This window comes from Kiritimatiellia bacterium (genome assembly GCA_026417735.1).
Taxonomy (GTDB): Bacteria; Verrucomicrobiota; Kiritimatiellia; order PWTM01; family PWTM01; genus CAACVY01.
The window spans coordinates 1-20,367 of the sequence record JAOACR010000021.1 but is presented as its reverse complement, the minus strand read 5'-3'; the positions used below and the strand labels follow the sequence as shown (position 1 = coordinate 20,367).

At 68.2% G+C, this 20,367-nt stretch carries 20 protein-coding genes and 1 pseudogene; 6 read left to right on the top strand and 15 right to left on the bottom strand.

Annotated elements, in window-relative coordinates; translation table 11 throughout:
• Window positions 1-183: 183 nt before the first annotated feature.
• Window positions 184-1,008, bottom strand: a complete 825-nt coding sequence (locus N2652_10895) for an endonuclease/exonuclease/phosphatase family protein (protein ID MCX7819691.1) — start codon at window positions 1,006-1,008, stop codon at window positions 184-186.
• 77 nt (window positions 1,009-1,085) lie between these two features.
• Here N2652_10895 and N2652_10890 point away from each other — a divergent pair, with 77 nt between their 5' ends.
• From N2652_10890 to ppk1, 3 genes are read left to right on the top strand one after another with little or no spacing between them, the layout of a single operon-like run.
• Window positions 1,086-2,075, top strand: coding sequence for an ROK family protein (locus tag N2652_10890; protein MCX7819690.1), 990 nt, complete (start codon window positions 1,086-1,088; stop codon window positions 2,073-2,075).
• On the top strand, window positions 2,072-3,670 hold the full coding sequence (locus N2652_10885; GenBank protein MCX7819689.1) for a Ppx/GppA family phosphatase: 1,599 nt from the start codon (window positions 2,072-2,074) through the stop codon (window positions 3,668-3,670). The genes N2652_10890 and N2652_10885 overlap by 4 nt, the downstream gene beginning before the upstream one ends.
• On the top strand, window positions 3,660-5,885 hold the full coding sequence (ppk1, locus tag N2652_10880; GenBank protein ID MCX7819688.1) for a polyphosphate kinase 1: 2,226 nt from the start codon (window positions 3,660-3,662) through the stop codon (window positions 5,883-5,885). Before N2652_10885 ends, ppk1 begins: the two co-directional genes overlap by 11 nt.
• A gap of 260 nt (window positions 5,886-6,145) precedes the next feature.
• Here the strand turns inward: ppk1 and N2652_10875 are convergent, their stop codons facing one another.
• Complete coding sequence (locus N2652_10875; protein MCX7819687.1) at window positions 6,146-7,408, bottom strand: Gfo/Idh/MocA family oxidoreductase; 1,263 nt, start codon at window positions 7,406-7,408, stop codon at window positions 6,146-6,148.
• 121 nt (window positions 7,409-7,529) lie between these two features.
• On the opposite strand from N2652_10875, the gene N2652_10870 reads away from it, so the two are divergent.
• Window positions 7,530-8,447, top strand: a complete 918-nt coding sequence (locus N2652_10870; protein ID MCX7819686.1) for a sugar phosphate isomerase/epimerase — start codon at window positions 7,530-7,532, stop codon at window positions 8,445-8,447.
• A 242-nt stretch (window positions 8,448-8,689) separates the two neighbouring features.
• Complete coding sequence (locus N2652_10865; protein MCX7819685.1) at window positions 8,690-9,544, top strand: PEP-CTERM sorting domain-containing protein; 855 nt, start codon at window positions 8,690-8,692, stop codon at window positions 9,542-9,544.
• Window positions 9,545-9,595: 51 nt separating this feature from the next.
• Here N2652_10865 and N2652_10860 read toward each other — a convergent pair whose 3' ends face one another.
• The 6 genes from N2652_10860 to N2652_10835 form a co-directional block, all read right to left on the bottom strand.
• A complete protein-coding gene (locus N2652_10860; protein ID MCX7819684.1) occupies window positions 9,596-11,692 on the bottom strand; it encodes a hypothetical protein in 2,097 nt (698 codons plus the stop codon).
• Window positions 11,689-12,912: a nickel pincer cofactor biosynthesis protein LarC gene (gene larC, locus N2652_10855; GenBank protein ID MCX7819683.1), complete on the bottom strand. Its 1,224-nt coding sequence runs from the start codon at window positions 12,910-12,912 to the stop codon at window positions 11,689-11,691. The genes N2652_10860 and larC overlap by 4 nt, the downstream gene beginning before the upstream one ends.
• Entirely contained in the window at window positions 12,909-13,664 is a 756-nt protein-coding gene (larB, locus tag N2652_10850) for a nickel pincer cofactor biosynthesis protein LarB (protein ID MCX7819682.1), read from the bottom strand. The genes larC and larB overlap by 4 nt, the downstream gene beginning before the upstream one ends.
• A gap of 66 nt (window positions 13,665-13,730) precedes the next feature.
• On the bottom strand, window positions 13,731-15,023 hold the full coding sequence (locus N2652_10845; GenBank protein MCX7819681.1) for a nucleotide excision repair endonuclease: 1,293 nt from the start codon (window positions 15,021-15,023) through the stop codon (window positions 13,731-13,733).
• Window positions 15,020-16,348: a GDSL-type esterase/lipase family protein gene (locus N2652_10840; protein ID MCX7819680.1), complete on the bottom strand. Its 1,329-nt coding sequence runs from the start codon at window positions 16,346-16,348 to the stop codon at window positions 15,020-15,022. Before N2652_10840 ends, N2652_10845 begins: the two co-directional genes overlap by 4 nt.
• Entirely contained in the window at window positions 16,345-16,797 is a 453-nt protein-coding gene (locus tag N2652_10835; protein MCX7819679.1) for a TlpA family protein disulfide reductase, read from the bottom strand. Before N2652_10835 ends, N2652_10840 begins: the two co-directional genes overlap by 4 nt.
• Before the next feature lie 170 nt (window positions 16,798-16,967).
• Between N2652_10835 and N2652_10830 the strand changes: the two are divergent.
• Window positions 16,968-17,120: pseudogene (locus N2652_10830) on the top strand (DUF2147 domain-containing protein).
• Window positions 17,121-17,377: 257 nt separating this feature from the next.
• On the opposite strand, the gene N2652_10825 reads toward N2652_10830, so the two are convergent.
• The 7 genes from N2652_10825 to N2652_10795 all read right to left on the bottom strand — a co-directional run.
• Complete coding sequence (locus N2652_10825) at window positions 17,378-17,887, bottom strand: DNA-deoxyinosine glycosylase (protein ID MCX7819678.1); 510 nt, start codon at window positions 17,885-17,887, stop codon at window positions 17,378-17,380.
• 62 nt (window positions 17,888-17,949) lie between these two features.
• Window positions 17,950-18,408 carry a phosphate-starvation-inducible PsiE family protein gene (locus N2652_10820; GenBank protein MCX7819677.1) on the bottom strand — a complete coding sequence of 153 codons (459 nt, stop codon included), beginning with the start codon at window positions 18,406-18,408 and terminating at the stop codon, window positions 17,950-17,952.
• Complete coding sequence (locus N2652_10815; GenBank protein ID MCX7819676.1) at window positions 18,405-18,926, bottom strand: hypothetical protein; 522 nt, start codon at window positions 18,924-18,926, stop codon at window positions 18,405-18,407. Before N2652_10815 ends, N2652_10820 begins: the two co-directional genes overlap by 4 nt.
• Window positions 18,923-19,378 carry a hypothetical protein gene (locus tag N2652_10810; protein MCX7819675.1) on the bottom strand — a complete coding sequence of 152 codons (456 nt, stop codon included), beginning with the start codon at window positions 19,376-19,378 and terminating at the stop codon, window positions 18,923-18,925. Before N2652_10810 ends, N2652_10815 begins: the two co-directional genes overlap by 4 nt.
• A 149-nt stretch (window positions 19,379-19,527) precedes the next feature.
• Complete coding sequence (locus N2652_10805; GenBank protein ID MCX7819674.1) at window positions 19,528-19,695, bottom strand: hypothetical protein; 168 nt, start codon at window positions 19,693-19,695, stop codon at window positions 19,528-19,530.
• 42 nt (window positions 19,696-19,737) lie between these two features.
• Window positions 19,738-20,043, bottom strand: coding sequence for a M48 family metallopeptidase (locus tag N2652_10800; GenBank protein MCX7819673.1), 306 nt, complete (start codon window positions 20,041-20,043; stop codon window positions 19,738-19,740).
• Window positions 20,040-20,367 (bottom strand): type I restriction endonuclease subunit R (locus N2652_10795; GenBank protein ID MCX7819672.1); only part of this gene is annotated, 328 nt, incomplete at its 5' end. The genes N2652_10795 and N2652_10800, both read right to left, overlap by 4 nt.

The following is a 20,367-nucleotide window of genomic DNA, read 5'->3' as shown; positions in this document are numbered from 1 at the left end:
TCGAGCCGGTGAACATGTCGCGACGTGCCACCTGGTCGGTCGGCGCTCCAGCGACCCCCTGCCTCGTCTCCATCTCTGCGCTCCAGCGCTCGACCGCGGTGTCCGCACGCCCCTGCAGGCAGATGAAGTTCGCCGGCGATCGGCCGCCGGTCCGCGCGATCGTGCACCCGCCGGCCGGATGCGTCAGTACATCTCACGCGCGGCGGTGACCGCCTGATGTAGGATTTCGGTCGAACGAGAACGGTGGGTGACTCGAAAATCACAGATCAGCGGCAGGTGGTCCGAAAGCAGCACGTGGCCGAGCTCGAAGCGCTCCACCACGATCTCTCGACTGTGCAGAATCACGTCGAGCTGTCGGCGGGGTCGCCAGCTGGGCCAGGTTGGCCGGTTTTCGGGATCCGCGCTCCGCAGACCGCACGCGGCGCTGAACAGTTCGATCTCGTGCCGACCCCAGAACGCGTTGAAGTCGCCCGCCAACAGCACCGGTTTCGTCGAGGCCCGAACGAGGTCATACAGCGTATGCATCTGCCGCAGCCGAACCCGTCCGCCCAGCGCAAGGTGCACCAGAAAAATCGCCACGTCGGGCAGCTCCAGCTCCAGCACCAGCCGCTTCACACCGCTGGTGAAGTAGTGGAATCGCACCGGCCGGTTCGCGTCCCGCACGATCAGCGCGTTGCCCTGGCGCCGCAGGATCGGCACGCGGTGCGCGAACGAGCCAATCGCGTATTTCGACCGGTACGCATGGTTGTGGCCCAGCGCCTCCGCGATGAGCCGGGACTGATCGCGGCGTCGCGAACGGACGGAGCCGGAATCGACCTCGAGCAGTCCGGCAACATCCGGATTCACCTGCCGGATGTAAGCGATCAGCTCATCGAGCAACTGCTTGGATGGTCGGAAAAACTGCAGCGGCCCCCGGCCGGGAAGACCGCCCGTCGCATACCGGATGTTGTAGAGCAGAAACCGCATCCGCGCGGCATCGAATCTACGGGGCAGAAACGCTCTCTTCAACTGCGACCCGCCCGCCGGTTGTAGTGACCCGGCGCCGACGGCCCGCTAGAATGCGACCGTCCCGGAGGACACCAGCGATGACTCGAACAGCGCCGCGGAGCTCGAAATGCTGGATCGGCTTCGATCTGGGTGGCACGAAGATGTTTTGCGCCGCGTTCGATACGGAGATGCGCATGCGAGCGTCGCTGCGGCAGTCGACCGCAGCGGAGGATGGAGACGAGGGGCTCACACAAATCGAGACGATGATCCGCCGCGTGATGCGGGAAGCCGGCCTCGCACGCCGCGACGTGGGCGGCATCGGCATTGGTACGCCGGGACCGCTGGACCTCGAGCGGGGCGTCCTCCTCGCCGCGCCGAACCTCGGCTGGCGCAACGTGCCGCTGCGGCGGCGCCTCGAGGCCGCCTTCGGCTGCCCGGTCGTTGTCGCGAACGACGTGGACGCGGGCACCTACGGAGAGTACGTTGCCGGCGCCGCGCAGGGCGCACGGACCGTGCTGGGCATTTTCCCCGGCACCGGCATCGGCGGCGCCTGTGTCTATGAGGGGCGCCTGCTGCGGGGGCGTCGGCGTTCTTGCATGGAGATCGGCCACATGAAGCTGCTGCCGCGCGGACCGCTGTGCGGATGCGGTCGCCGCGGATGCCTCGAAGCGATGGCGAGCCGCATTGCGATCGCCGCCGCCGCCGCGGCCGCCGCACTGCGCGGCGAGGCGCCCGCGCTGCGCAAACTCGCCGGCACCGACCTTGCCCGCATCCGGAGCCGCGCACTCGCCGAATCCATCCGCCGCGGCGACGCGACAGTCGAACGAATCGTCCGGCGCGCCGCCCGACACATCGGGCTGGCCGCCGCCAACGCGATCAACCTGCTGGCACCGGACGTGGTGGTGCTCGGCGGCGGGCTGGTGGAGGCGATGCCGAAGCTGTTCGTCGAGGAGGTTCTCGAAACCGCACAGGACGAGGTGATGGACGCGTTCCGAGGTACGTTCCGCGTGGTCGCCGCTCGACTGGGCGATCAGGCCGCCGTCGTCGGCGCCGCCGCGCTCGCGATGCAGGAGGCGGCCCGAGCGTGAGCCCGCGCCCCCCTTCCCCCGCCGCCACCGAGCCCCCCCGTCTGGTCGCGGTGCTCGACATCGGCTCGACCGCGATTCGCATGGAAATTGCGGAAGTCGCCGCGAATCGCCCTCCGCGTACGCTCGAGTCACTCTCCCAGCCAGTCGGCCTCGGCAAGGACACGTTCACGATCGGTTCGATCCGCCGCGAGACCATCGAGGAAAGCGTCCGCATCCTTCGCCGCTACGCGGACTTGATGCGCGAATATCGCATCACTGACCCCGCCTGCATCCGCGCAATCGCAACCAGCGCCGTGAAGGAGGCGGCCAACCGCGACGCGTTCCTCGACCGTGTGTATGTCGCCACCGGGATCCCCGTCGAGTGCGCGGAAGACGCGGACCTCGTTCGCCTCACCTACCTCGCCGTGCGCGACCTGCGCTGGACCCGCGCCGGAAGCGGCCGCGGACCGGTGCTCGTCGTCGAGGTCGGCGGTGGCAGCACCGAAGTGCTGCTGCTGGAATCCGGGCGTGTCCGCTTCTACGAGACCTACCCGCTCGGCGCGGTACGCCTCCGCGAGACGCTCGACGCCGGACGCGTGCCCGCCCCGCGGCAGCGGGCGACGCTCCAACAGGACATCCGCCGGACCGTTCAGCAGATGGTTCAGGCCTCGCCGGTGCAGCGCGTGAACACCCTGGTCGCCGTCTCCGGCGACGTCCGCTTCGCGGCGGAACACCTGACCGACAACTGGGACCGCGTGCGGGTCGGCTCGCTCTCCCCGGCGCGGCTGGCACGGTTCGCCGATCGGTTGCTCGAAATGTCCCCCGAGGAGATCGCGGCAGAACACGGCCTGTCGTTCGTCGAGGCGGAAACACTTGGCCCCTCGCTGCTGGCCTACAGCGAGACCGCGGCCGCGTTTCACGTGCGGCGAATCGTCGTGCCGAAGGCGCACCTGCGAACCGCGCTCGAGGTCGAAATGTCCATCCGGCCGGAGCTCGCGGAGGAGTTCCGCGATCACGTGCGGCACGCCGCGCGGATGCTCGCCGACCGTTACCGTGTCGATCGACGCCACGCGGACCAGGTTGCTGCGCTCGCGGTCACGCTCTTCCGGGAGCTGCGCGACTTGCACGGGTTGGGGGTGCGGCACGAGTTTCTGCTGGAGATCGCCGCGCGCCTTCACGAGGTCGGCCTGTACGTGAGCAATCGCAGCCACCACAAACACTCGATGTACCTGATCCAGAACAGCGAGTTGTTCGGCGTCTCGCAGGAGGACCTGGTGCTGATCGCACTGATCGCGCGCTACCACCGCAAGTCGCCGCCGCGCCCCGAGCACCCCGTGTACGGCGCGCTGCCGCGGCCGCAACGGGTCGTGGTGCAGAAGCTGGCCGCGCTGCTCCGCGTCGCCGACGCGCTTGACCGCTCGCATCAGCGCCGTGTGGACCGCGTTCGCGTGGAACGTCGCGACAACCGCGTGATTCTGTCGGTGCCCGGTGCCGGCGATCTCACCATTGAGCGGATGGCGCTGCGTGACAAGGGCGCGATGTTTGAGGAGCTGTTCGGCGTGACGCTCGAACTGGTCGGTGCGCCGGAGCGCGAGGAGACCGCCGATGAGCTCTGAGCGCCGCCCCGAGCGCAGCGCGCGCTACCTGAACCGGGAGCTCTCCTGGATCGAGTTCGACCGCCGAGTGCTGGAGCAGGCGTCCGATCCCGCAATCCCGCTGCTCGAACGGGTCCGGTTCCTCGCCATCAGCGCGTCCAATCTCGACGAGTTCTTCATGGTGCGCGTCGGCGGGCTGTGGATGCTGGCGCGGCAGGGCCGCGCGCAGCGCGACATCTCCGGTCGAACGCCACGCGAGCAGCTGGCCGCAATCGCAGAGCGCGTCCGAGACCTGGTGGAGCGCCAGTATGCGCTGTGGATACGGGACCTCGAACCGGCGCTCGGCCGCGCGGGCCTGGCCCGCGCAAAATGGGAGGAACTCGATGGCGAGGCCCGGCGACACGCGGAGCGAATCTGGCAGGACGAGGTACTGCCGCTGCTGACGCCGCGCGCGGTACCCGACGGCGAAGCCTGGCCGCAGCTGGCCGGCCTCACCCTCCACATGGTGGCCCGCCTGCGACGTCCGCCGGACGGGCCCTGGCCCGCCGGTGAGGGATGGGTGGTCGTCGCGATCCCTCGCTCGTTGCCCCGCTGGTTTGCGCTGCCGTTCGAGGGTGGCACGCGTCTGCTGTTCATCGAAGACCTGGTGCGAGGATTTGCGCCGCAGCTGTGGCCGGGCGCGGAACTGCTCGACACCGCGATGTTCCGGATCACCCGCAACGCTGATCTCGAACTTGCGGAGGATCAGGCCGCCGACCTTCTGGCAGGCATGGAGGACATCCTCGCCGCGCGACGCGAAAGTGACGTGGTGCGGCTCGAGATCGAGTCCGGCGTCCCCTCCGCGATCGCCGAATGGCTGCGCGCCGGTCTCGGAGTGCCCTCCGCCCACGTCACGCGCGCGCCGGGTCCGCTGGGGTTGGCCGACCTCATGCGGCTGGCCGACCTCCCGGGCGCGGAGCGGCTGCGGTTCGCCCCCTGGCCGCCGGCCGACCCGCCGGCGTGGCGCCGCGGCGAACCTTTGATGCCCCAAATTGCCCGCCGGGATATGTTGCTCTACGCGCCGTTCGAGAGCTTCGACCCCGTCGTGCAGTTCATCGAAGAAGCCGCCGACGATCCGGATGTGCTCGCGATCAAACAGACCCTCTACCGCACCAGCCGCAACAGCCCGGTGATCGCCGCGCTGATTCGTGCGGCAGAAAGCGGCAAGCAGGTGACCGCCGTCGTCGAACTGAAGGCTCGTTTCGACGAGGAACGCAACATCGAGTGGGCGCGCGCGCTCGAACGGGCCGGCGTGCAGGTGATCGCCGGCGTTCGCGGGTACAAGGTCCACGCGAAGTGCTGCCTGGTGGTCCGCCGCGAGGCCGGCGGCATCCGGCGGTATGTCCACTTCGGCACCGGCAACTACAACGAGCGCACCGCACGGCAGTACTGCGACATCAGCCTGCTGTCGGCCAGCGACGATTACGGCGCCGACGCCGCCGCCTTTTTCAATGCGGTCACCGGCCTCGCCCAGCCGGGAACGTTCCGCCGCATCGAAATGGCTCCGCTCGGTCTCCGCCGCCGGCTGCTCGAGCTGATCGAGGGAGAACGGCGGCACGCCGAGGCCGGCGGGCGCGGCCGCATCGTCGCGAAAATGAACTCCCTCTCCGACCGCGAACTCATCGACGCGCTCTACGCGGCCTCCCGCGCGGGTGTCTCCATTACGCTGCTGGTGCGCGGCATCTGCTGCCTCCGTCCCGGCGTGCCCGGCCTCAGCGAGCGCATCCGCGTGGTCAGCGTGGTGGACCGTTTTCTGGAGCACGCCCGGATCTTCTGGTTCCATCGCGGCGGCGACCCCGCGATCTTCATCTCCAGCGCGGACTGGATGCCGCGCAACCTCGACAAGCGCATCGAACTGCTCATCGAGGTCGTGGACCCCGCCGCACGTCGACGGCTCGAAACCATCCTCGATGTCTGCGCCGCAGACAACGTCCAAGCCTGGGAACTCCGCGGCGACGGCAGCTACGAACGTCTCCGACCGCCCGCCCGCGGCGCACGGGTGCGCAGCCAACAACGGTTGTACGAGCTCGCCCAGCGGGCGGCGCGGCTCGCCCACCAGGCCGACCGACGGCGCCTCTCCCCTTACCGGCTCAAAGGAGAGCGACCCTCGGACCTCGGACAGGCGCCCGGCTCTGAATCACAGCGACCGCGAAGTTCACACAGCCGGCAACGGGCCAGTGCGACCGCGCGGCGATAGTCCTCCGGGTCCGTCGAGTCGTACGCGATGTAGTTGTTCACGTAATCCTCGGCCTCGGGATAGCCGTCGTCCACGAAGATTGCGCCCGCCGGCCTTGGCCTCGATTTCATCGCTCTGGTCTCCGGCCGTCTGCCGAAACAGTACGCATCCCGTGTTAGGAACTGATTCGCCCCGCGTTCTCTTTCCGTGACCTCTCCGTGCAAAGCCGGAAGCGCGCCCTGGACGGGTCAAACCATCACACGGATCATCAACCGTTTGCGTCATGCCGTGCGCAGCGTCCGAGTGGCGGCGTCGTAAAGGACCTTCCGGCCGGTCTCGTATGACTTCATCGCCATGAGCACGGCGACCGCATGCGCATAGCCCGCCTCGATCGGTGCATTGGGCGTACCCCCGTTCCGAATGCACTGCAACCAGTTGAGGAAGTGGTCGGGGTGTTCGACCGGCGGCACGGGGTTTTCGCCCCGGATCTTCCCCTCTGCTCGCTTGGGTCCGCCCTCGGCGCTGTAGGTTGGCGCGGACCAGTTGTCAAACTTCAGCGTGCCATACTCGCCGTACAGCCGCTTCAAGTTCCCCGCGCCGTTGCCAAAGTTTGTCACATAGCTGACGAAAAACCCCTCGGGGTAGATCCACAGCGCCTGGCACTGGTCCGGCGCGGTGAACTCGTGCTCGTCCCGCCAGTAGAACGTCCCGCCCAAACAGACACAGCTCTCCGGCGCGGTCGCCCCCGTCATGAAATGCACCAGGTCAATGTAGTGGCTGCCCAGCCCCGGGACCGGCCCCTGTGAAAACTCATAGTAGCCGTACCATCCCGTAAAGACGTCGGCGCGAAACGGCCGGTGCGGACGGTCCGCAAGGAACTCCGCCCAGTCCACATCCTCCGCTTTTGCCTCCTTCAGATAGTGGTACCAATAGGGGCGCTCCGCATTGCGCACCTCCTCGATCCGAGTGATTTTGCCGAACGTCCCCGCCTGCACCAGCGCGCGACACCCGACCATCGTCGGCAAGCTCCGAATCTGCGTGCCGACCTGACAGACAATCCCCGCCGCTTTCACCGCGTCCACCGCGCGCACCAGCCGGTCGAATTCCGTCGCGAGCGGCTTCTCCACATACACGTGCCGCCCCGCCATCGCCGCCGCCTCCAGATGCGTCGTGTGCACGTGGTCGGGCGAGGCAATCATCACCGCATCCACCTCATCGTCCGCGATCAGGTCCCGATAGGAAACGTACATCTTCGGCTCGCGCCCGAACCATTCCTTCGCACAGGCAGCCGCCCGTTCCCGCGCAAGCCGCCAGGGATCGCTGACCGCTGAGAACTCCACGTTCATCTCCTTCGCGAACTTGCGCACCGTCCCCATGTGGGCGTCCACCCCCCGGCTTCCACACCCAATCAGCCCGATCCGCAGCCGCTCGTTGGCGCCGACCGAACGCGCGCGCACGGCCGCCGAAACCCCTCGTGCCACCGCCACCGCTGAGGCGATCGTCCCGGTGCGCACCAAAAAATTCCTGCGTGTGACCCGTGTCATTGTGTTCGCTCCTTGCTCGTGCGTTTCCCGTGGGGCCGCACGCCGCCACTATGCCGTATCACCCTGAGCGGAGACAAACCCCGCGCCCGTACCATCACGCCCACGCACGCGCGAGGTCGAAATGCGGCCCGGCGGTGGTCACCGGCGAGATTGCATGCGTCAGTCCATCCGCCTATGCTGCGAGAGTCAACCACAAGGAGCATGCCCGATGAACCTGTCGCGCCGATCGTTCCTTGCCCGTTCAGCCGCCGCGTCCGCGTTGGCCACACTCTCCCCGCGCCTGGTCGCCGCCGCAACGCCGCGCATCCGTGTGGGCACCTGTACACTCGGATTGAAAGCCGCCAAGGAGGCCGGTTTGGACGGCGTCGAAGTTCGCGCCGGCAACGCGGCCGACACACTGGAAATCGCGCGGCCGGAAAAGATCGAGGCGTACAAGGCCGAGATGGCCGAAACAGGGTTGCCCATCTGCTCGATCATGATGGGCCTGCTGAACTCTCACCCGCTGGCCAGCGACCCGCGAGCACCCGCCTGGCTGGAGCAAACCATCGCCGGCGCGGCCGCGCTCGGCGCGAAAAACATCCTGGTCGCGTTCTTCGGCAAAGGCAGTCTCTTGGAAAACAACCGGCTGAAGGAGGACGACTTCCGCGTCGTGGTCGAACGGCTGAAAAAGGCCGCTCCGCGCGCCGCCGACGCCGGCGTGATCCTCGCGGTCGAAAACACACTGACCGCGGAACAGAACGAGCGGCTGCTCGACGCGGTCGGCCACCCCGCGGTCCGCATCTACTACGACGTTTTCAACACCAAGAGCTATGGCGTCCCAGCCGAAATCCGTCGGCTCGGCGCCCGCATCTCACAACTGCACTACAAGAACGGCCCGAAATATCTCGACGAGGATGCCGCCTACTTCCAGGAGGTGACCGCGGCGGTCAAGGACATCGGGTTCTCGGGTTGGGTGGTGCTGGAAACCTCCAGCCCTTCGAAGGATGGCGTCGCCGACGCCCGCCGCAACGGAGAGTTCGTCCGCAAGCTGTTCGCGTGACACCCGCCCCACCGCTCGCACCCGATGCGGCAGCACGGCTTCGCCCGCCGACCACCCCGTGTGCGCAGTCAGCAGGGGGAAACTCGCAGATTTGCGGCCGGTGGTGCTCGGCGTTCCGCGATCGCGGTTCGCCGCCCCGCCCCGGCTCCATCATGGAAAACTAACCGGCGCTGTGCGGTACCGCCTCCGAAGCAAGGGTAGATTCTTCCGCGTGTCACTACGCTAGAAATCGAGGTGCGACCATGAGGACGTTCCGAACCGTTTTCCTACTGGCGTGGACGGCCGGGCTGTGGCTGGCCGTTTCGGCCCGCGCGCAGATCTCTTACACGGCGCCAGGTCTGATCTACAGTGAAAACTTCAATTCGCTCCCTTACACGCCCAACAACACCACCACCCCGTGGACCGATGGCGTCACCCTTCCCGGATGGTACCTCGTCAATTCACTGACGAACACGCCGGCGGACATCGGCATCCACCGCGGCGACACGACAACGGGCCGCTTCTATAGCTTCGGCCTGATCGACGACCCGGAGCGGGCTCTGGGTGGCATCGGGTCGGGTGGTACCTACTTCGGTTCCCCCTCCTCGGGAAGCGTCGCCGGCTACTGGGGCGTGCGAATCCAGAACAACACCGGCCTCACGCTGAGCCAGTTCCAGGTCGAGTACACGGTCGAGCAGTGGCGCGACGCAAATGTGAACGTGCAACCGCTGGTTGCCGAATGGGCGATCCAGCCGCCGAACTGGTTGAGCGGCTCCTGGAATAGCGGCACGTCGACGCCCTCGCCGGTGAACTTCAACGCCGCCTCGTGGCTCAATGGAAACCTCGCCTCGAACCGCGTCACCGGTGTCGGCTTCACGGTCACCGGCCTGAGCTGGACACCGGGGCAGGAGCTCTGGATCCGATTTCGTGAGTTGAACGACGCCGGCAATGACCACGGGCTTGCCATCGATGATTTCAGCTTTGTCGCGGTGCCGGAACCGGCCGTCGGGAGTCTCTTGCTCGCAACCGCGGCAATGTGGCTGCTCCGCCGCCGCCTGCGCGAAGAGGCGGTGACCTCTGGGCCCGGCGGTCCGCAGCCGCCCGCTCCGCCCGCGTAATCCCCGAAGGCTCCGCCGAGCGGTGCCCCCCGCGCAGCGCCGCAAGGCGCCTCATGCGCCCTCGAGCGGGAGCGGCCTGACTTCGCGCGGTGAGTCGGCAGCCGGTCTGGCGCTGATTCCCTCCGCCTCGTCCTCAAACGACAGCCGTCGGCCGATCCAATCGTTGGACGGCTCAGCGCCCCCGAGATCCAAAAGTTGGACTCGACCCGGGCTGAGCGGCGAGCGGGGTCCGTTGCTCGCCCGCACCTCCAGCGGCACCGGATCGATCCACGGCATGCACCCGTAAAGTTCGATGGAGTAGTCCTCCAGCCGAACGCTCGAGGGGCGCAACAAACGAAGCCGCGCCCGCCCCGCCTGAACCGGCCGTCCCCACAGCACGGTCGGTTTGACGACGTTATCCTCCGACGCGATCACCTGCCCTTCCGGATCGGCTAGCTCGGCCCGCACACCTTCCGTCCCACTGCCTCGAACCAACACCGCCCACCGGGCGGGTCCTGCCGGCACTTGAATCTCAAACTCGCCCGTCCACCCGAACAAATGAACCCTGCCCTCTGCCCAAAAACGGATGTGGCCGCGCGGATTCGCCACCACGAAGGCGGCCGTCTCACCCCTGATCTGCACCCGCCACGGAGCCAATTCCGCTGGGCCGAGCCGCCATCGCGTAACGGTCCCACGAGCAACGTTGGTGAGGATCACCACCGCATCCCGCCGGTCGAACACGCGCACCTCTACCTGTTCACATTCACCGACACGCCCCACCTCCAGCTCCAACTCCGCATCACCGCCACGGTCCGGCCAAACCAGCACGACGGCAGAATGTCGCAGGGGCCACCGACCGGCGCGCGGCTCGCCCCGCGGAGGCACTTCAGACGGTGATACGTTCACGCGCGGCAGGTCGGCCAAACCGAGCTCCGGTTGCCACGCGCGGAGCCGCTCCACGGAGAGGGGTTCCCCGCGCCGCCTGCCGTCGGGCTCCTCCACCATCACCGCGCCGCCGAGCTCGCCGAGCGGCCGCAGGGGTGGCTCATAGATCACTGCGACCGGCATCGTGCGGACGTCGGGCACACGCAGTGTCACCTCGCGCGCCGACACCCCACCCAGACAACCCGCAAAGCCGTGTTCGGCCACCAACGTCAGCGGTGGCCGCCCCACCACCGCGCTCTCGATGTGCACGCGCTCCAACTCGATCCTGACAGCCCCCGCATCCACATTGCGAAACTCCACCGGCGAGAACGAGTCGGACCGAAATTTGCAGTCCACGACCACCAGCTCGCCCCGCGTCGGCCCTTGCTCGCGCGCACCCGTCCACACCAGCGCAGGCCGCCCGTTGCGGTCTGCGCGGCACCGCTCCAGTCGGATCGACACCGGCGTGGACGTCGCGCCCAACTGCGCCAGATAGAACACGAAGCCGCCGCCGAGATTCTCCGCCGCCACGCAGTCGACGATCCGGCAGCCGGTGACCTGTTCCCACGGATGATTCGGCTCGACATCGAGCCCCGCTTTTGGGGCGGTGCCGCAGGTGCCACGCAGTTCTACGCGTTCGAGCAGCAGGTCGTCCACCGTGATCACGCTGATCCCCTGCCGATGGTTCCGTTCGCAAACGACGTCGCGCACCACCACTCTCCGACACGGCTCACGGCTCGGGCCGGCGCCGACGTAAATGCCATCACCGCCGCTGCGCTCGATGCGCAGTCCCTCAATCTGAACGTCCACCGCACCCCGCAGGTTCACTGCGTGTCGCCACTCAGAGGGCCGATAGTGCGGTCCCGTGTAGTCCTCCGGCCACATACGGAGGACGCCGCTCCCACGAATCGTCACATTCGTCACTGCTCGCACGGTGATCAGCGAATCGCCCAAGCCGTGAAAACCGCCGCGAAGCGCCTCCACCACCGCGCCGGCTTCGAGAACGATCTCACGATTGCCGCCCACAACGAGCGGTTCGGTACACCACGGTCCGGGCGCAGCGCGGATGATCACCCGCGACCAGGCGCCAGTGAGCGCCTCCTGCAGAACCGCAGTCGTGTTCGTGGGATTCCAAACCGCCGCATCCAGAACCCGGACACCGGCCGCCGGCGCCGACGCCGCGATCGCCAGCGCCACGAGCGCGCCGCGGCGGAACCGGGCCAACTGCAAGTCCGCTCCCGTCATGGCAGCGGCACAGGTTCGTTGGGTCCCCCCGAATCGGCCGCAATCGGCGTGCATCGCAACGCCTCCAGATACACGCAACGGGGCGGCACGTGGTGCTCATCCCCCCGCGCAATGCAGTCCTCCATCTCGGGCGCCCGCGTCACGACCTCGCCCTTCCAGACGCCGAGCTTTACCCGCACCGGCCCCCAACGCGTATTCACGGTGACATGCCGCCGCTCCAGCACCGCGCGATCCGCCCGGTACTCCCGAACGCCCAGCGTCGGGCTGTGCCGGAAGATCATCTCCAGCATCGCGTCCCGGCGCGCGGGCTCGCAAAGCACCGTCAGCAGCGTGCCGGGCCTCTGCTTCTTCATCTGCACCGCCGTGGTGTACACATCCAGCGCGCCCGCCGACAGCAGCCGCTCCACCAGCACGCCAATCCACTCGCCGGTCACATCGTCCATCTGCGTCTCGAGCACGAGGCACTCGTCCGGCGACCCGGCGTCGTCTCCCACCATTTCGTACAGCACTGCGCGCGCCACATTCGGCCGCCCCCGCAAGCGATGCCACCCCCACCCCAGCCCCGCCGCGCGAATCACACGCTCGCCGCGACGCGCCGGCAGCGACTCCGCCCATTCGGTGAGCAGCGCCGCCCCGGTGGGTGTGACGGTTTCCAGCTCCTCCTCGACCATCCTCACCGGCCACCCCTTCAACAGCTCGATCACGGCCGGCGCCGGGAGCGGATAGACGCCGTGCGCGCATCGAACCTCTCCCCGCCCCAGCGGAAACGGCCCCGTCTCCACCGCCTCCACGCCGAGCAGCTCAAGCGCAACACACGCGCCGACGACATCCGCGATCGAGTCCGCCGCGCCGATCTCATGAAACTCCACCTCGTCCGCGGTCACCCGGTGCACACGACCCTCCGCCGCGGCGAGCCGCGAAAACACCCGCAGCGCCAGCTCGCGGGCCCGCGCGGACAGCGGCGCGCGATCGAGCAAGCCGCGGATCTCCCGCCAGGCCCGATGCGCGTGCGGACCCGCCGGTGTTCGATCCCGGACCGCCACCCTCAGCCCCGCCAGTCCTGCCTCGGCCACCGCTTCCACATCTAGCGACACCTGCTCCAGACCACATGCGCGAACGGCCGCCTCGACGCGCCGACGATCCGCGCCCAGATCCAACAGCGCCGCAAGCGCAATGTCGCCGGAGATCCCCCCGACCAGATCCCATCGCAAAATCTTCATTCCCCTCTCTCCGCAAGCCGGTTGATCAGGCCCGCTGCGACGCCGGCACCGAACCCGTTGTCCACGTTCACGACCGTGACGCCCGGCACGCAGGAATTCAGCATTGTCAGCAGCGGCGCAAGCCCCCCCAGATGGGCACCGTAGCCAACGCTGACCGGAACGGCGATCACCGGCCGGTCCACCAGTCCGCCGACCACCGACGGCAGCGCTCCCTCCATCCCCGCCGCGACGATCACCGCATTCGCACGGCGCAGCGTCTCCAGATGGGGCAGCAAACGGTGCAGGCCCGCCACACCGCAATCCCAGATCCGATCAACCGCCGCGCCCATCCGCTCCGCGGTGATCGCCGCTTCCTCGCCCACTGGCAAGTCCGCCGTTCCGCCCGACACCACCGCGACCCGTCCGCGCGGCGGCGGCAGCGGATCCAGATCCGCGGTCACGCACCTCGCCGCCGAATGGTACACCGCACCGGGCAGCGCCTCGCACAACGCGCGCGCCTGCTCCGCCGAAACTCGGCTGGCCATGACGTGCCGTTCCCGCTCCAGCAGCTGTCGCGCAATTTCCACAATCTGCTCCACCGTCTTCCCCGGGCCGAACACCACCTCCGGCACGCCGCACCGCCGCCGACGATCCAAGTCGAGCCGCGCATAGCCGAGCCCCAGCTCCACACGCCGATTCAGCTCCGCAGCCGCTTCGCCCGGCGAGATCTCCCCTCGCGCCACCTGTTCCAACAGTTTGTGCAGATCCGTCATCCTTCACCTCGATCCATCTGCGTCGCTCGCTGTTCTTCGCCCGCTTACGACAACCCTGCCACAAGATCAACCCGTTACGTCGTGCCGGTGAGGCCCAGCCGGCACCTCCTCGCTATCCGTCCAGCGATATTCAACCCCCTCGGGAGGGCCGGCCTTCACCTCGCGAATCGCCACGCCGAACGCCGCCAGCCACGCCTCCGCATCCGGGAACGATTCCGGCCGCAACCATATCCATCGCGCGCGGCGCGCACGAAACATTCGCGCGGCCAACTCGGCGCCGATCCGGCCCCAGGCGGTGATCCCGTCGCCCCGCGGCATTCGCCGACGGCGACCCGTCAGCACCTCCCACAATGCCTCCAACCTCCGCCTCGGCATGCGCCCCTCCCGCACACGGAGCTGCCACAACGACGACCCCGGCCGCCAGCCAAACACTTCCACCGCCCCCTCCTCCGCCGACCGGGCCACAATCACCACCGCCCATGCGGCCCCTCGACCGCCGCGGCGGCGTCGTGTTCGCACCGCCACGTTCAGCGGTGGGCACCACCGGCGAATCCAACGGTCCTCGTACAGCCGCGCCTCGAGCTCCGACCCGACCCGCCGATATTCGATCGCACGCACTCGGCGGCCCAGCTCCACGGTCTTCGGCGTCGGCGCGTCCGTCGCCCGCAAATGCTCGGCGACCCGCCGCCGCAGATTGCCGGTCTGCCCGATGTAAACAACCCGACGCGCCGCATCCAGCAACCGATACACCGCCGGCGCCTCGGGCAGCTCCGTGAGCGCGTCCGGATCCAGCGCCACGCCGCCGGTCGCCTCGAGCGATCGCGGCGCCGAGGCCCGGCCCAGCAGCTCAGCCCACCCCCAGCCCCGCCGCTGCGCCTCCGCCAGTACCGCCCACAACAGGTCAATCACCCGGTCATCCATCGGAGACTCGGCGTCGGCCACCCCACCGACACCCATGGCCACCAGCAGCGCCTCACCGTCCGCCCGCGCGCGCGACTCCGGCCTCAGCACAAGCACCGCGCGCCGCAGGTCCAGAACCCGAAACGTGCCGAGCATCGCCGCGGTCGCGGCTCGCGCCAGCAGCGACCTCGCCGCACCGCCCCAGAGCACCAGTAGATGCGGCGGCGCGGCGACATCCATCAGCCCCTCATATAGCGCCCTCGCCAGATCGCTTTCCCCGCTCCACACATCCAGTTCCCCGCGCACGTCCGCGGCCACCCGTCCACCCTCTAGCCGCACCATCCGCGCGCGCATCTTCCGGCGAGTGGAATCCCAACCCGCGCCAATCAGTACAATTCGAAAGCCCTCCGCCAGCGCCGCGTCCAGAACACCCCCGCTGGCCGACCCGCTACCGCTCACTCCACCGGCCGACCGATCCGGCTCTCCAACCATCGTCGGACCAGCTCCATCCGATCCATCGCAGATGCGGTCCCGGCAGCCCCCTCCCTCCGCGCCGGCACAGCCCGGTCCAGCCAGACCACATCCGCGCCGGTGCGGCGGTGTTGCGCTTCCTCCTCCAAGCGGGCCCAGACCGTCTCCGCGCGCCAACGATCCGCCTCGGTTTCGAACGGTCCCAACAACACCGCGATCTCGAGACCCGGCCGCCCACACCGCCGCAGCGCCCGAATCGCATCGGCCAACTCCAGCTCCCGCCGCTCGCTCGTCAATCGGTACCACGAAAGACGAACGACCGCATACTGCAGCGCCGGCATGCGGGATAGGCCATCGAGCAATCGCCACATCACGTGTTCCGGCTCGTCGCCCGCAACCCCCATCCAGGCCGCAGGCGTCCCCGCCCACTCCGGCGCCGGTTCGTGCCGAGGCTCGAACCACGCATCCCCGACCAGCAGCAGCCGCACGCCCCGCTCGGCCGCGCCAGCCACTCGCTCCCGGTGAAGCCGCAGCCAGTCGTTGCCCTTCAGCGCTGCGGCCACGTTCGGCATGCCGTAGTCCCCCCACGGCCACAGCTCGCCCCACCGCGAATCCATCCCCCCCAACGCATCGCGATCGCTCTCCGGCAGGCCGCTGCTCAACAGCCGCGAGCGAAGCGCACCGTAAACCAGCATCGCCACCGCCAGCGAACCGTGCTCATCCGGATGTACACCATCGGGAAAACGGCTGCGCGCGGACCGCAGCGGCGTATGCAGATCCACCACATGCGCGCGGCATTCCGCAGCGACCTCGCACCAGCGCAGAACCACCTCTTCCCGCAGCAGCTCGCCGTCCACACCATGCGGGTTCTCCCACGCCGGCGTCGGCAACGCGACCACAACCACCGGCCGAGACGCCAGCCGCTGAAACCGCTGCACGAGATCCGCCGCGTCGCGCTTGAACTCCCCCAGCCGGCCCCGGTTCGGCGGGCGCGTGTCATTGGCACCCAGCAGAATGACCACCGCATCTGGCGCAAACTCGATCGCGGCACGAAACGCACCGTCGCGCACATAGGGCAGATCCCCCCCCCGAAGCAGGGTACGACCTGGCGCGCCAAAGTTCCCGACGATCACTCGGCCGGTTGGAAACAGCTCCGCCAGTCGCGCCGGATAGCTCTGCAAACTGGCGCTGGCCAGCCCCGCTCCAAAGGTGATGCTATCCCCTACACACGCGATCCGCAGCGGCGGTGACCCCGCAGAGCTCACCGCCGCCGCAAACGCGACGAATGCGCCGCACGCGGCGGCACCCCTCACGGAGACTCGGCCACCAAACGGGCCACCGCCTCCGCCAACGCCGCACCGGTCAGATTGCGTGCCCGGATCCGCCCCTCCCGGTCGAGCAGAAAACTCGCGTTTTCGCCCGGCACGCCGAGGCGTACAATCAGGTTGCGCGCGGCCCGCCCCTCCACCTGAGGCCAGCTCATCCCTCGATGCCGCCCGATGTACTCCCGGATCGCCGCCGCATCGAGGTTCTGGCAAATGCCGAGAATTTCAAACCCCTGTGCCGCATACCGTTCCCGCGCACGGATGCGGAACGGAATCTCGCGCTCGTACGGCACCGACCCCGCCACCCAGAAGTCGAGCAGCACCACCCGCCCCCGCATCGAGCCCGGCGAATACTGTAAACCGTCAATGTCGGTGAGCTCAAAGTCCGGAATGCGCGCGCCGGCCGACGCGAGCGCCGCGTCGAAATACTTCTGCATCGCCAACATCACCGGCGACTCGGTCTGCGGCGAGCGCGGACGAACCATCGCCACCACCGGCGCCGGATCCGGCGTCGCACTGTACGCAAAGGCCGGCGGATCGTACGCGGGACTCGCGCGATACTCCGACATCAACCGGCGAATCGCGTCCGCATCGCCGATGCGGGAAAGCATCTCCGCCTCGGTCAGGTACAGCTGCCGCACCTCCGGCCATGCCTGCGCTCCATGCCGCGCGCGCGCGGCCCGCAACAGCGACACCGCCCGCGCCGGCTCGCGGCGCAAATCCCCCCACGCCCGCGCCTGCGCGACCACCGCCAGCACCTCGATCCCGCCCTCGCCGGCCGCGCGCGCGCTCTCCGCCAGCGAGTTGAGATCGGAAATCAACTGCGACCATTGTGACTCCGAAATCACACGGTCGCCCATCGCCTGCAACCGAGTCTGCAGCCGGTTCAGTTCGCCCCGCAGGTCCTGCGCCTGTGCGAGCACCCCACCCGCCCACAGCGCGACCGCCAGCACGCTCACGATCACCGCCGCGAACTTCGGATGTCGTCGCGTCATGTCGTCGTCTCCCGCCCTCATCTTAGCACGCGCGCGCGACCGGCGCGACCCCCGCTCTCCGCATCGCCGCCAGCCAGATCGCCGTCTTCTGCGCCTCCGAACGACTGGCGTGCGCCGGACTCGTGGAGGGCAGCTGCATCAGCCGCAGCGCCCGACCGCGCGCGCCCAGACGCGGCTGCACATGCCGGCGAAACATGCGCGCCGCAAATTCTCCGTTGAACATCACCGTGTGCACGCTCGCATGCCGACACAGCCATCCAGCCACGTCCTGCAGACGCACACTGTCGTGGCGGATCTCGTGATCGGCGCTGCCCGCCCGCCGGCACTCCGCGACCACATCCCACAACGCAATGCCCGCCCGCACCAGACCCGCACACCGCTCCCGGTATGGCGCATCGGCCGGCACCCCCGTCACGCGCGCCATCACCCGCCAGAACGCGTTCCGCGCATGCGCATAGTACTCCCCCGCCGCCAGCGACGCCGGCCCCGGCATCGAGCCCAGCACCAGCACCCGCGGCCGCCCTCCGGCCACCGGACCAAACGCCCGCAGCCGCGGACCCGCGGAAGCTCTTCGACCTCTCTTCGGCGGGCTCTTCAGGGAGACGATTGACCGCCGACCGTTTTCGCGTCCCACCGGCGCGACCATCGCAAAAGAAACAGCGCCGCCGCCAGCGAAATCACGACCGCCGAAATGCCGAGCAGCAGCCACGGCTCGTTGCGTTCCAGATCAAACACCACCACTTTCCGCGCGATCGCGATCAGCGCAACCACCAACACGACCTCCACATCGAAATGCCGCTCCTCGAGGTACAATCGCACCACATACACCAGCTCGATCGCGATCAGCACCACCAGAAAAAGGCCGAGCACCCTCAGCAGCTCCGCCACCTCCATCCGGCCCACCGGCGGCGTCAACAGGTCCTGAACGAGCGTCGCCGCCAGATCGACCGCACCAGCCATCACCACCAGCGCCAGCATCCACATGAGCGCCGTCGCCACCCACCGAATCAGTCTGTCAATCCAACGCACACCGCCACACGCACTCGCACTCATACCCCCACCTCACGGCGACCGCAGCCAGATAAACGTCGCGCCCGACAACCACGCCGCCGGCCAATTCGTCGCCGATACGCTCTCCATCGCCGGCACATCCCCCCCCCCCCCGCCGCGCCCAGCCCGGCGGCGTTCGTCTGCTGCGTCCACCCCGCATACTCCGCTGGCCCCGACACCGCAAGACCCCACGTCGAGACGGCCGCGTGAATTCGCGGCGCGGCAGAAGGCGAAATCGGCGAGACCTCAATCTCGTCCACCGCGTGCTTCGTCGGATGGCCGAACATCGCGCGCCTGCCCCCGCCGCCCACCCGAATGCGGATGATCTTCACGTACTCCACCTCCCTCGTCCAACTCCGCTCCCCCACCACCGTCGCCGCGCTCTCCGGTTGCGAAAGATCCGGATTGACCCAGAACGTCACCCGCTCGGGCCCGCTCAGCATGTCCACTCGCAACACCAGCAGGGACGTCTGCAGCGGGCTCGCGCTGCTCACCAGCACGTTCGTCGAATACCGGGTCACGATTCCGCAACGCGCGTCAGCGTCCAGTTCGTAAACCGGCTCGCCGGGCCGATCAGCGCCCGCTCCGTGCCGCCGTCGAACCGCCCGATGCCGTGATACCGCACGTTCCCGTTCAGGTTGCGTGCGAGGACGCGAATGTACCACGTGCCCCCGCTCATCGGCGGCTGCAGGCCCCGGTCGGCGGTGGTCGTTGTTCCCGGGCCGGCCGGCCAGGCGACGCGCAACCGCCCTCCCGTGGACCCCACCTGCGGATGCATCAGCGAACCGCTCGCAATCGTCATCGTGCCGCTACTGCCCGCAAAACTCCACGCCCCCCAGCCGCTGCCCCTGGCCGGATTCGCCAGCGCCGTGCCGGTCGCATAATCGAATGGCTCGAAGTTCGGCACTGCGGCGCGAAGTGCGGCGCAGGCCATCCCGAGCACCGCGACGACTCTCAACAGCTCGCCCTTCATTCCGATGTATCCTTGGGAGGCGCCCCAGCCCCCGCGCTTTCCTAAGCGCGCCAACCGCCATTGTCAACTGCCCACCCATCTCCCCGTTGTGCAACATCCACCGAAGCCAGCACGCCCGCGCTGCAAAACTTGCACGCCGCTGCTCATGCTCAGGCTTCGGGTGGTTTGACCTCGACCAGCTCTCCCTCCCCCTCCCGCATCGTAAATGTCCGGCGCTCCGCGCTGTGCAAAGCCGCGATCCTCGATCTGTATCCCCTGCTGGAAAGCGTACGCGCCCTCTCCTCCACGACCTCGATGAGGACCAGCTTGCCCTTCACTCCCGGCCTCGCACCCCGTCTCCCTCGCGAGCGGCACGGGCTTCAACTGTCCAGACAGGCTTTCAACAGCGCTCGAAATAACTTGCCGTGGTTCGGCACCTTGACATGCAACAACTCGTGAACAATAACCTCGCGGCGAAATTCAACCGGTTCGCGCAAGAGCCCGGCGTCGAACGTCAGCCGGCCACCGGAGGTGCAGCTAGCCCATTTGCGTTTCATCGGCCGGATGCGGATCGCGCGCGGGGTGACGCCCAGGCGCTTCGCCCAGGCCTCGACCTCGGCGCGGAACAGGTCCGGCGGCACGGCCTGCTCCAAGGGTTGCCACTCCGGCACACCAGTCTTTTTCACTCAGCAGCCCTCCGCAGCAGGTTCAACACGGCATCAGCCCAGGCGACGACGGCGTTGCTGTGAACACCGGCGGCGATCAGTGCCTTGTATAGCCGGCCGCGTAGCTCCGCTTCTTGTCTCTCGTTGCTCATCCAATGTGGAAACTCTGCGAAGGCAGTTTCCATTGCTTGCGCAACCTGCTGGGCACTTTCGGGAGCGACCTCGCGCATGCGCAACCACCATTCCACAGCGAAGGCCTGCGTCGCGTAGGGGCGATGGGTCAAATCGCCCATGTTGCGACGTTCCTCCTCGGCATTCCGCAGTTGCTGCACCAACTCGTTCAAT

Excerpts from the sequence above, each read along its gene's own strand:
- N2652_10875 (MCX7819687.1), bottom strand. The coding sequence starts at position 7,408 with ATGACACGGGTCACACGCAGGAATTTTTTGGTGCGCACCGGGACGATC.
- N2652_10860 (MCX7819684.1), bottom strand. The coding sequence starts at position 11,692 with ATGACGGGAGCGGACTTGCAGTTGGCCCGGTTCCGCCGCGGCGCGCTC.
- N2652_10870 (MCX7819686.1), top strand. The coding sequence starts at position 7,530 with ATGCGGCCCGGCGGTGGTCACCGGCGAGATTGCATGCGTCAGTCCATC.
- N2652_10820 (MCX7819677.1), bottom strand. The coding sequence starts at position 18,408 with ATGAGTGCGAGTGCGTGTGGCGGTGTGCGTTGGATTGACAGACTGATT.
- ppk1 (MCX7819688.1), top strand. The coding sequence starts at position 3,660 with ATGAGCTCTGAGCGCCGCCCCGAGCGCAGCGCGCGCTACCTGAACCGG.
- N2652_10890 (MCX7819690.1), top strand. The coding sequence starts at position 1,086 with ATGACTCGAACAGCGCCGCGGAGCTCGAAATGCTGGATCGGCTTCGAT.
- larC (MCX7819683.1), bottom strand. The coding sequence starts at position 12,912 with ATGAAGATTTTGCGATGGGATCTGGTCGGGGGGATCTCCGGCGACATT.
- N2652_10865 (MCX7819685.1), top strand. The coding sequence starts at position 8,690 with ATGAGGACGTTCCGAACCGTTTTCCTACTGGCGTGGACGGCCGGGCTG.
- larB (MCX7819682.1), bottom strand. The coding sequence starts at position 13,664 with ATGACGGATCTGCACAAACTGTTGGAACAGGTGGCGCGAGGGGAGATC.
- N2652_10835 (MCX7819679.1), bottom strand. The coding sequence starts at position 16,797 with ATGCAGAAGTATTTCGACGCGGCGCTCGCGTCGGCCGGCGCGCGCATT.
- N2652_10810 (MCX7819675.1), bottom strand. The coding sequence starts at position 19,378 with ATGAAGGGCGAGCTGTTGAGAGTCGTCGCGGTGCTCGGGATGGCCTGC.